Origin of the sequence: Vibrio rhizosphaerae (genome assembly GCF_024347095.1) — a bacterium.
Lineage (GTDB): Bacteria > Pseudomonadota > Gammaproteobacteria > Enterobacterales > Vibrionaceae > Vibrio > Vibrio rhizosphaerae.
This window is the reverse complement of the sequence record NZ_AP024903.1, coordinates 120,860-132,205: the sequence shown is the minus strand read 5'-3', so window position 1 is coordinate 132,205 and position 11,346 is coordinate 120,860. Positions and strand designations below refer to the sequence as shown.

9 protein-coding genes are annotated in these 11,346 nt (G+C 40.1%); 1 reads left to right on the top strand and 8 read right to left on the bottom strand.

Features of this window, described 5'->3' with window-relative positions:
* Window positions 1-38: 38 nt before the first annotated feature.
* Window positions 39-950: a hypothetical protein gene (locus OCV37_RS00545; RefSeq protein WP_157634888.1), complete on the bottom strand. Its 912-nt coding sequence runs from the start codon at window positions 948-950 to the stop codon at window positions 39-41.
* 48 nt (window positions 951-998) lie between these two features.
* On the opposite strand from OCV37_RS00545, the gene OCV37_RS00540 reads away from it, so the two are divergent.
* Window positions 999-2,207 carry an IS256 family transposase gene (locus OCV37_RS00540; RefSeq protein ID WP_261888062.1) on the top strand — a complete coding sequence of 403 codons (1,209 nt, stop codon included), beginning with the start codon at window positions 999-1,001 and terminating at the stop codon, window positions 2,205-2,207.
* Window positions 2,208-2,566: 359 nt separating this feature from the next.
* On the opposite strand, the gene OCV37_RS00535 is transcribed toward OCV37_RS00540, so the two are convergent.
* From OCV37_RS00535 to OCV37_RS00505, 7 genes are all read right to left on the bottom strand, one after another.
* Window positions 2,567-4,129, bottom strand: coding sequence for an NAD(P)-binding domain-containing protein (locus OCV37_RS00535; protein WP_051680529.1), 1,563 nt, complete (start codon window positions 4,127-4,129; stop codon window positions 2,567-2,569).
* A gap of 11 nt (window positions 4,130-4,140) precedes the next feature.
* The gene (locus tag OCV37_RS00530; protein ID WP_169739363.1) at window positions 4,141-5,169 is read right to left on the bottom strand and encodes a TauD/TfdA family dioxygenase; all 1,029 of its coding nucleotides are present in this window, start codon (window positions 5,167-5,169) and stop codon (window positions 4,141-4,143) included.
* Window positions 5,170-5,188: 19 nt separating this feature from the next.
* The gene (locus tag OCV37_RS00525) at window positions 5,189-6,787 is read right to left on the bottom strand and encodes an MBL fold metallo-hydrolase (protein ID WP_261888139.1); all 1,599 of its coding nucleotides are present in this window, start codon (window positions 6,785-6,787) and stop codon (window positions 5,189-5,191) included.
* A gap of 725 nt (window positions 6,788-7,512) precedes the next feature.
* Window positions 7,513-7,998: a hypothetical protein gene (locus OCV37_RS00520; RefSeq protein WP_157634962.1), complete on the bottom strand. Its 486-nt coding sequence runs from the start codon at window positions 7,996-7,998 to the stop codon at window positions 7,513-7,515.
* A 440-nt stretch (window positions 7,999-8,438) separates the two neighbouring features.
* Window positions 8,439-9,398 (bottom strand): LacI family DNA-binding transcriptional regulator, encoded by a 960-nt coding sequence (locus tag OCV37_RS00515; protein ID WP_038181071.1) that lies wholly within the window; start codon window positions 9,396-9,398, stop codon window positions 8,439-8,441.
* A gap of 179 nt (window positions 9,399-9,577) precedes the next feature.
* A complete protein-coding gene (locus OCV37_RS00510; RefSeq protein ID WP_038181073.1) occupies window positions 9,578-9,886 on the bottom strand; it encodes a PTS lactose/cellobiose transporter subunit IIA in 309 nt (102 codons plus the stop codon).
* Between the two features lie 38 nt (window positions 9,887-9,924).
* Window positions 9,925-11,310: a glycoside hydrolase family 1 protein gene (locus OCV37_RS00505; protein ID WP_038181075.1), complete on the bottom strand. Its 1,386-nt coding sequence runs from the start codon at window positions 11,308-11,310 to the stop codon at window positions 9,925-9,927.
* Window positions 11,311-11,346: the final 36 nt, after the last annotated feature.

The window sequence follows — 11,346 nt, the reverse complement described above, 5'->3', positions numbered from 1 at the left end:
ACCTTCAAAATCCAATTTAAGGTCGATTTTTCCGCATATTAATTAATACATGGACAGCCTGCTGATTTGACTCGTCTCAGTGACTTTTTCTCTTTCACTTCACCGGCAATAATGACTTCGTCTGACGTATAGACGACAGTGTCCGGACAAATAATATCGATGTGATATTGGGTCCACGGCGTTAGGCCCAGCCCCCAATGGACAGTACCATTGCTACCGCCATAACATTCATTGGGCGAACGGTTTCCTTTCTGAAAATAGATATCCTGATTGGTCCCAAAACCAATCTCCCAAATAATTCTGTAACGCGAGTCGATATCAAATAACTTCTCTAACATCACAATCGCAGGATGGTTTTCGATATCACTACGTAATGAAGTAATTATGCCGTTCTCGACAGTCGCAATAATCGGTATTTTATAAAGCGATTCTAATGCATCAAAAATTCTATTCTGGTCTTCTCTTAAAAAAGACACAGAGCCATTGTTAACAATAGGATATCCACGAAAAGCAATTTCGCCCTGTATATTTAACCGTTTTTCCGCATTGTAGTTTCCATGAAACAGTGGCAATACACTGATTTCACCAGACGGCACAAATTGCTGCTCTCCCCAGTTGAGACGACCCAATTGTTCAAACCAGCAATATTCGTCACTGTCATGAAGAAAGATGGCTTCGCAACCATTCTTTTTATCAACAAACTGAATATGGTCAGATTCTTCGATATGATCAAAGAAGTGATCCGCCCAAGCTTTTTGGGCATCAGGTTCTGTCAATTCCATTTTTTCTAAGAAATAATTTATATCTTCTAAAAATATTTCTGTTGAGTTACAAGGCATTGAAATAATTTTACACTTCTCTGCAATTTTCTCTGCCGGTGGAGAAGAGAATAAGGCATTAGGAGAAATGACAAGGAAATGGGTTTGACGGGCTAATTTGGTAGTGTTCAAAATTCTGTGTCATTTCTGTAAACTGAACCAAAAAGGAAATGACACTTTATGTCTGACGATAAATTCGAAATCGATATTCAGGCCTTTGCCAAAGCTCTCCAATCTGGACAAGGACTGAACGGCAAAGATGGCCTGCTCACGCCGCTGATTAAGCAAATCACTGAAGCTGCTCTCGGCGCTGAAATTGACCAGCACCTTGCTGATGAACCCGATAATCGAAAAAATGGTAAGTCCCGGAAAAATATCAAAACCTCATCCGGCGAATTTGAACTCGAAACTCCCCGTGACCGCAATGGCTCTTTTGACCCGCAAACTGTCAAGAAGCACCAGACCCGGCTGACCGATGAGATGGAACGCAATGTCCTTTCCTTGTTTGCCCTTGGCAACAGCTATCAACATATCCGCGAATATCTGCTGGATATGTATGGTATCAGCGTTTCCAATGGCACGATTAACGCCATCACCGACCGTCTTATTCCTGAGCTCAGAGCATGGCAGGAGCGCGATTTAGACCCCGTCTATCCGGTCGTATGGCTCGATGCCGTTCACTACAAAATCAAGGAAAACGGCCGCTTTGTTTCCAAAGCTATTTACACCATCCTTGCACTCAATATCGAAGGAAAAAAAGAGCTGCTGGGCATTTATCTCTCTGATGCCGAAGGCGCGCATTACTGGCTCAGTGTCCTGACCGACTTACAAAATCGCGGTGTCAAAGATATCTGTATTTCCTGTGTCGATGGTCTCAAAGGATTCCCAGAAGCGATTGAAACCATTTATCCGCAAACCGAAGTTCAGCTCTGTGTTATCCATCAAATCCGCAACTCGATGAAATATGTCGCCAGCAAAAATCAGAAAGCTTTTATGGCAGATTTAAAGTGCGTCTATAAAGCTGCGACGCTCAAGGCTGCCGAGCACGAACTTGATGAGCTGGAAATCAAATGGGGGCAACAATATCCGTTGGTGATTCAGTCATGGCGCAATAAATGGGAGAACCTATCGGTATATTTCAAATATCCCGAGCAGGTTCGCAGAGCTATTTACACCACCAATGCGGTTGAGGCGGTACATCGGCAGTTCCGCAAGCTGACCAAGACCAAAGGTGGCTTCGCCAATGAAACCAGCTTGCTCAAGCTATTGTATGCAGGTATGTTGAAAGCCAGTGAAAAATGGACGCATCCGGTGCAAAACTGGAACCTGACGCTGTCTCAGCTCAGTATCCACTTTGAAGGTCGACTCACCCCATACCTGGATTTATAAAAATGGGCGTGACACAGAATAATGAACAGTCTCGCTAATTTTTGATGATCCAAAATGTGATGAAAGCTTTCTGGAGTATCACAAGCTATTATTTCTGTCGACAGATAGTCATTCTCCGTTGATATTTCGAATTTGTCAGAGAATTCACTATTCGTCAGTAGCACAAAATCACAGTTTTCAGACTCACCCAACTGCTTATATTTTTCTGGTCTTATTACAATCATAAATCCTCCATATGGTCCCCAACAATGTGGGGACCATGACGGCTTTAACCGATCAGATTGCCCAAGTATTGGCCATTCTTGTTACGGCTAATTTTCGCTTTTTTCTGTACGTTTGATTTTTTCATGATATTTTCCTTATGAACAATAGTTACCTAACGTTTCATGTCTCTTACCTTGAGACATATATTTCCTTTCCAATGGCAAAACCATTTTCAAGAAACTTTTAAAAGGTGTTGTATACATTTCCTTATCCCATTCATTCTGCAAATCTTCAGGAATATGGTATTCATCTACAATGGCACCATCTTTATAGACGCGGAATACCGGATGGATAAACGTACTGCTATCGCCATCATCCGGCATCCGGATAACATTAAATGGATCGGGATATTCTTTCTTTCCATATTCAAAAGTTAACCGAATATGGTTTGATTTATGATATATATTTTCAATAATATCTACCGGCACATCGACAACGTATTCAAGATATTCGTCACTAATAATTAGCACATCACTAATAAACCCAGGCTGCTGATATAGTGACGAATTACTATGAATTCGGTACATTATTTTTTCATAGGCAGATTCAAATGAGTTCATCTTCTCACGATGAAATGCATTTTCTCCTTGCTTCATTTTTAATATTTCAGCCAATGCTTTCACGTTGTATCTGAACCCATGAATAAATCCAGAAAATGATTTTTTATAATCACGCATATGCATTATTGTTCCAGCAAAAAACATACCATCAACATTTGATGACTCCCAATACTCTGTCATATCAGGATATTTATTATTTTCAGTAAGTTGAGGAACTGCATTACCTTCGAATATACTATTGTCAAAAGAGAAACCGATACATGAAATAATTTCGTCAACAACTATCTGCCAATTCTGCCCATTTGCATGAGTATAAAAAAAATCAACAATATACTTGTCTTTATCTTTAGTAATACTTGTTACTTCAGCATCAAGAATAGTGTTCTGTGACTTTAACTGATATGTATCTAATATATTGTTATTGACTGCTCTCAAATGCCCAACATAATGTGTTTTCCATGCCATTTTTACTGGTTTCGGGCTTAAAAGATGTATAACAGACGCTGTTTCAATTAAATTATCAGCCGTTTCAAAAGCAGAGTTACCTTTCCCTAAAATTAAAACAGACTTATTTTTATAATCATCAGGATTAACTGAAGCTTTCGTGTAAGTTTTTACATATTCACTACCAGGGAAACAAGGCTTATTTTCTTTTGCTAATCCAGTCGATATAATGAGTTTATCACATGTGTAAACCTTACCATCAGCATCCTTTAATGAAAAGTGTTCATCTTTATCAATGGAGATAATATCAACATTGTAATCCACCTTTAGTCCAAACTTATTTTTAAAATCATTCAGATACTGAACTAAATCTTTCGCATCAGGAAAATATTTCTCAGAATAATATTTAAAAAGAAAACCTTCATCATTTAATAATGAATTCCAGTCCCAACGAAGATTGACCTCATCATCATGGTAACCTGTATAAACCTTATTAATAGAAATCAACTTACCATGTTTTGGTAAAATTTTAAATGTATTCCCTGAACAATGACCCCTTTCTAGAATCAAATAATCTTCATTTGATTTTTCGAAATAATAAGCGAGCTGCAATCCAGCAGGTCCTGCGCCAATAATGATATATTTATGATGCATAATAACATTCCTTATACAATGCGTCTGTCGCACAGCTGGTTAAATTCTGAAGTTAAAGCACGCAGATCCCTGATAATATTAATTCTCTTTAACCACCGACCATAATTATCATATTTTGCTGAAAACTGACGCCTGCCGTGCACAGCTCTTCTATTATCAATCAGCATGATCTGTCCCTCAGTTAGACAGACATCAATCAGAGATTGGTTCACAACTGACTTGAATTGTTCCAGTGCCATTTCAGCATCTTTATTTTCACCAAGCACTACCATATAAGGCATATCTGCTCGCATGAAAGGCCATTCCCTATTTCCGTATAAAATTGATACAGGGGTATCTGCATACTTAGCTTCAGCGCTCATACAGTACTTTTTAATATCAATATCCCAGTGGTTACTCTTATTTTCTTTGACATGATGTGATGTATCTGGCGCAATGCAAAAAGACCTGCTAAACAGAACATCAAGTATTTTCTCATCTAACTGACGGACAATTTCATCGACATGACATAATGATGTCGCTGCCTGTTCCGAATTGCGATAACACATTAACGAAACATAATCAGCCGGTGTTGGATGGAAGGCTTCTTCCGTATGCCAATCCAATTCAACAGAACTGCTTGACCCCAACTGTTCATAAGCATCTCCTTGGATGGGCACAACATAACGCATAAAGCGGCCATTCTCTTGTGTTGACCACCCAAAAATTTCACCAAACAGACAGGAAATTAATGAATGGATCACTTCATAAGTAAACGTCTCTGAATGATGCCAATTACAGTCCCAAGTACTGGGTGTCTTAATATTTTCAATATCGAACGGAAGACCATTAATTAAGAATGCGGCGTAACTGTGAGCCGTATTTTTAAAATCTAATATAGCCTCTCTCAAATTTCGGCTGAGTTCCATCGCATATAACGAACAGTCTCTGGCGAAACAATCATTTTCAACCGAATCATGCCTTTCTATCAACTGATGACAAGTACGGTAGATGAACTCAAGGTCTTCAGTCGTTAACTGATATATCTTATAATTTTCCATACGCATCGCTAAATTAAAATCAAATTGAAATCTCTTCAGACCAATATAACAACTTGATCGACCTACCTTCCTGAAACATTTTTTCTTCTAAATGTTTATACTCTCTAACGATATAGTCATCGAAGCTTGCAGGCTTACCAGTTAAATATTCAAGCCATGGCTCAAGTCCCATCGCATAAACAAATACAAAATCAGGGTTAATCAATTGAATTAACTGTTCGGTCTCATTACAGTTACAGCCAGTTAGTCGTCTATTTTTTGCGTATTCTGGTTGATAACCTTGATTTAAAATAGGTTCATATAGCCAAGTATATGGTGCACCTTCACACTCCATGCCAACAAACATCTTGCTAACTTTAAGCGAGTGCTTGAACAGATACTGATAAATTTCTTCTTGTATAAACTTCGAGTCCGATAATATAAGTAGTTGCTCAGAATCAGTTTCAATATAATAAGATGACTTTGCATCCACTCGAAGATCGCCATGCTCTCCCAAAAAAGGAATAGTATGTAGTTGGAAAGTACTTCCATGAATCTTCTCAAACGGCTCTACTTCAACTACATTTCCAAAACCGATTTGTTTAAGTATCTTTGCCAGTGATGGGTCTTCAATCATGTCGCCAGAACTTTTAGGAATAATGATCTGCCCGACTTTATGTCTGATTTGGAGCAAGGTTTCTATATTAAAGTGATCAGCATGCCCATGAGTGATCACGACATAATCGATATGAGTAGGTAAATCAGATAGCGAGTATGAATTCTTCCCATCTTTTTCAAAAGACTCATTCTGAATCCAGGGATCAATCAGTAATGATTCAGATGCAGTTTCAATCAATAACGTTGCATGACCAAAATAACGAATCTTTCCACCATCAGGCTCTGATAATTCTTTTTCTCTATACTCTGACGTAAAAAACTTTCTGAACTTCTGTTTCTCTTCATCAGTCAACTTCATTTCCCGGCACAGCTTGTTGAAATCGATCGGGGCTTGTCTTGACTCAAAAATTTTATCAAGTATTTTATCTTTAAAATCAATATTAATCAGAAACTGACCTTCATGACAGGTTAAGCGTGGTGTATTAAACACTGGTGGACGTTTGATGTAATCCGTTTTTAATGTGAATAACACACTTTCACACCTATCAAATATTCCCTCAAATGCATTTTCAAAAAGACGATATGATCCACTCTGATTCCGATCATAGAAAAGCTCTGTCCTACCCTTTAACTCAAAAGGAATTTCTTGATACAGAGGCTCTAAACTATCACCTCTAAATTGCAAAACTAAATCATCAAGCTTTTCTACAGCAGAAACTAATTGTTCTTGTTGCGACTCGAGTTGTTGAGTGCTATCTAGGTACTGCTTCACACTAAATACGTCATCAACAGATAATCTGACCGTACCTACTTTTCCACTGGAAATACTGCTATGAAATTCAGGGTGTTTTAAAAATGATCTTAACTGCTTCCTATTCTTCCTCATAAAAAAAGAACGGGCGACCGGAGAAAGTAAATAGTGCCATGCATACCAATGCTCGACTAATGGCTCAATCACGACATTATCTCTCAGATAAAAAAACACCTCACCTTCCGTCTCAAGGAAATTTTCTCGCCTCATCATCCCAACTAACTCGTTAATTCTATAGTTTCCTCAAGCTAAGTAAGAAAGTGACCAAACTGAAAAAGACAATCAACATTTCATGAAAACACTCAGAACAATAAGAAACTGTATTAAATAAACAGCAATGAAATAACAATCAATGCAACAAATTTAACATTATACTCTCATAAAAAATACCAAATTGTAATAAAAAAATAAAAAAAATAACAAATACACAAATTCATTAACGTTTTGAATATATTTTAATCAGAACATCTATAATTCAAATAATCCATAGCTATCAAATCTATTGATTGCGACGACAATAGATGATGGTTTTTCCGTTCGTCCGACATCCTTTCGTTTTTAAAGTATTGGGTAGCAAGATAGGGGGGAATAGAACAAAGTATTAGTTATCAAAAGATATGACGACGACGTGGCCGGCTTCATGATGGTTACAAAACAATCAATACAGCTACGCCATACTGAAGATTTTTAGGCGATTGTTTCGTTCAGTTACAACGGCTGATTTAAAGTAAGAAAGTCAAAATATAAAATCAATTCCAGAGTAATTTATCTGCATCTATAAAGCACAGTGTCGGCTCTTCCGACAATATTATTGATTGGTGACCTTGTGTGTCCAAACATAGTTTCGAATTCAAAAGTGTTATCACGCAACAGTTACCTACACAGTGAGTCATCACACCATATCACTAAACAACCTTTTAGCGCTTCAACGCAGATTAAATACTCTGCTCAAATCTTCGTGATTCATGCCGATTATTCATTTCCACTTGCTCCAGCATTCTCTTCACGCATCGTTCTTTTCGTTTGGCTTTAACGCCAATCCAAATAAAGAAGACTGAAAACAGGAATATAAACAAGAGAGGAAGAGTCAGTAGAATATCATAAAAAGGGATAACCCCACTTCCCGAAAAGATAAAAGCAAGGACACCTAATGTGATGACACTCATCAGTGTACCAAAAAGAAGAAAAGGCTGTCCGTTACTGCGTGTGATTGATTGAACATGTCGTGACTGATTGATATATCCATACCCTAAAAACATATCGCTTTTAGGATCCTGAATCCCGGCGATAGCAATCAAGTCACCCTGATTCAATACCCATGATTGTGAGACTGTCAGAATCACAGTCTGGGAATTCTCCAGCTCGATACGAACGGTTGTGGGGGTTAAAGCTTGGTAAGACTGAACCTTACTCTCTATCAAAGTCACATTCATCAGTTTTGATATTCAATTTTAAATTTACCATCAGATCATAATACTGACTGCGGCAATTAGATTGATTCATGAGTAATGTCAGACGTGCTTAAAATCAACAGGCATCACACTATGAAAATGAGTACATACGATCGTTAATTTTTTCTTGAAAGTCAATGACATAATTCACATTTGCATGAATTGTTCAAAAAAAACCTCATTATTATTGGTAAAAATAAAATTTAAAGGCCCATAAATAACAATTTATTAATATGATGAGTTATTTGGATACATCAATAATTAAAATAAATAACATTAGAATTAGAAATATAAATAGATAGATAGACAAACGAATGGAGAGATATAAATCCCCATATCGCTACAGCCTGTGAATCCATATCAGTCTGTTGGCGACATGAGAGAAAGATTATCGCTACCGAGGAGATGTATCAGTTGCGATTGACCACCGAATCTCGCACAACCAGATTCCCCTGAATACTTGATTTGTTTTCTGACGGATGGCGTTCGAGGAAGTTATCGAGCTCTTTCATTAACACGGCAACCAGTCGCTCAGACGGATAACTGATACATGTTAGCGCCGGGGTTAACTGCTTGGCCAGAGACGAATCTTCCAGTGACAGAATCGATACATCCTGTGGGGTCGACAGATTAAAATCTTGAAGCAGTTTCATGGCGATAGCTGCATGGCTGTCTTTCATCACAATCAGTGATGTGAATGATGAATAACTGTTCAAAAGATTCATCATCGCCAGCTCCGCACTTTCATCTGCGCTGACAATGAGTTGCCGGTTGATCGGAATTGACATGTTCTGCATGGCGATTTTATAGCCTTCCAGCACTTGTTGAGACGCGTAATTCTGACCATCGAGTAAAATCGCGACAGATGCATGCCCCTGGCTGGAAAGATAGCGGCAGGCACTTTCACAGGCAAAACGGTAGTCGTAACTGATAGAGCGACAATTATCATGTACATAACTATCGACCGCAATTGTCTTGTCGAGCGCTGAAGCCGGAATATCCCCCCCGAAGGTAATAATGGCATCACACTGGCCATGCCCCCATGATTCCATCACCCGGCGATACTCATCCGGTGTGTCGGCAAAATTGACCAACATCCGCTTATCTCTTTGTTTGAGAGCATTGCACAATAATGGCAAAAAAGTAGAAACTTGCCCTGTATCCGAGCTCGTCAGAACGACACCAACATAGTCAGACTTCTGGGTTGCCAGACTCTGCGCCATGATATTGGGGCGGTAGTTAAGCTCTTCTACCGCTCTGAGCACAGCTTCGCGGCTTTCTTGTTTCACTCCCCGGCTGCCACTCATCACGCGAGAAACCGTCGCTTTTGAGACATTTGCCAACCGAGAGACATCAGTGATAGTAACCATGACAATCCTATTTAACCAAGGTCAATCAAAGGGAACATACAGAATGGAAAACGGTTCCCGTCTGTTTTCATTTTACCTTTGAAGACATATTTAACAAGAGGACTGCACAATATTAACCCGGACAATCCGGTGATTGTTATCACCGGATGTAACATCCCGTCCGAATCAAGGCCTATCAATCACGGTGCAATCCGCCGATATACGTCGATCAATTCAACCACCAACTCCTTGGCAAGCATCGATGTCATCAAATGGTCCTGCGCATGAACCATAATAAGCGTCATCGGTGTTTTCCCTTCACCTTCATCCGCTTCAATCAGTTGCGTCTGCACACGATGTGCAAGGCTGGCAAACTCACTCGCCTGATGTAACAACATATCTGCCTGCTCAAAATCCCCGCTTTTGGCACTGCGCAGTGCTTCATAACAAAGACTCCGGGATTGTCCGGCATTGACAATAATTCCCATGACTTGTTCTTCTAAATCCATTCTCGACTCCTATTTACCGCGATCCTGCGTACGGTAGTTCAATCATCAAAACCATTTGCTTCAGACACCTGAGCGAACCATTCACCGCTTTTTTTCACACTGCGTTGCTGCGTTGCCAGATCGAGTCGGTAAAAACCGTAGCGATTTTTATACGCATTGCACCAAGACCAGTTATCAATAAAGGTCCAGAGGTGATACCCAAAACATGCTGAGCCTTCTTCAATTGCACGATGTATCCATTTCAAGTGTTCACGAATGAAATCAATGCGATAGTCGTCCTGAATCTGTCCATCTTTGAGGAATTTCTCCTCGCCTTCGACCCCCATACCGTTTTCAGAAATATAGCAAGGAATATTGCCGTAGTTTTCACGGAGGTTGGTCAGAATGTCATAAATGCCTTTTTCATATATTTCCCAGCCCCGATGCGGATTCATTTTTCTGCCGGGCATTTCATAAGGTTCAAAGAACCATTCAGGCACAAAAGGCGCATTAGGGTTCACAGCACTCAAACGCGCTTTGACTCTTCTTGGCTGATAGTAATTGATCCCTAACAAGTCGATTTTGCCTTGAGCAATCAGTTCCCGATCACCATCATGGATATCAGGCAATTGTCCATACTGTTTGAGTAAGGCAACGAGTTGCTGCGGATATTCACCCCGAATCGCCGGATCGAGGAAGCTCCGGTTAAACATCAAATCGCAAATATTTGCCGCTTCCAGATCGGCCTGATGTTGCGAGCGCGGATAGGACGGCGTCAGATTGAGCACGATCCCGATTTTTCCAGTTAACTTCAGTTCACGATACTTGCTGACAGCCATCGCATGCGCCAGCACGGTGTGGTAGGCCACAGTCGCTGCACGACGAAAATCCAATACATTCGGATAATGAAAATCGTACAAGTAGCCGCCTTCAACCGGCACAATCGGCTCATTGAATGTAAACCAGTGTTTAACCCGGTCCCCGAACAGACGAAAACAGGTTTCAGCATAATCGGCATATGCCTGAAGTACACGACGACTCTCAAAGCCCCCCAGAGCCTGCATTTTCATCGGCATATCAAAGTGGAACAGACAGATAAATGGCTCGATCCCTTGTTCAATCAGGGTATCGATCACTTGATTGTAAAAATCAACCGCTTCAGGATTAACGTCACCCGTCCCCTCTGGGATCAGACGAGCCCATGAAATCGAAGTCCGGAAACTGTTATGATTGATATCCTTCATCAATTGGATATCTGAACGGAAATGCTCATAAAACGTTGATGCATCTGTTGCAGAAACGCCTTGGTGAAAGCGATTCGGTTCAGATTTGTACCAGTGATCCCAGATATTTTCCCCTTTTCCGCCAGAAAAGGCCGCCCCTTCCGTCTGCGTGGCAGAGGCAGCACTTCCCCAATAGAAATGCTGCGGGAATTGATACTTCATATTTACGCTCCATCAGCGGGCAGCAACCCTGCCCGC

Excerpts from the sequence above, each read along its gene's own strand:
- OCV37_RS00540 (WP_261888062.1), top strand. The coding sequence starts at position 999 with ATGTCTGACGATAAATTCGAAATCGATATTCAGGCCTTTGCCAAAGCT.
- OCV37_RS00535 (WP_051680529.1), bottom strand. The coding sequence starts at position 4,129 with ATGCATCATAAATATATCATTATTGGCGCAGGACCTGCTGGATTGCAG.
- OCV37_RS00530 (WP_169739363.1), bottom strand. The coding sequence starts at position 5,169 with ATGGAAAATTATAAGATATATCAGTTAACGACTGAAGACCTTGAGTTC.
- OCV37_RS00525 (WP_261888139.1), bottom strand. The coding sequence starts at position 6,787 with ATGAGGCGAGAAAATTTCCTTGAGACGGAAGGTGAGGTGTTTTTTTAT.
- OCV37_RS00515 (WP_038181071.1), bottom strand. The coding sequence starts at position 9,398 with ATGGTTACTATCACTGATGTCTCTCGGTTGGCAAATGTCTCAAAAGCG.
- OCV37_RS00510 (WP_038181073.1), bottom strand. The coding sequence starts at position 9,886 with ATGGATTTAGAAGAACAAGTCATGGGAATTATTGTCAATGCCGGACAA.
- OCV37_RS00505 (WP_038181075.1), bottom strand. The coding sequence starts at position 11,310 with ATGAAGTATCAATTCCCGCAGCATTTCTATTGGGGAAGTGCTGCCTCT.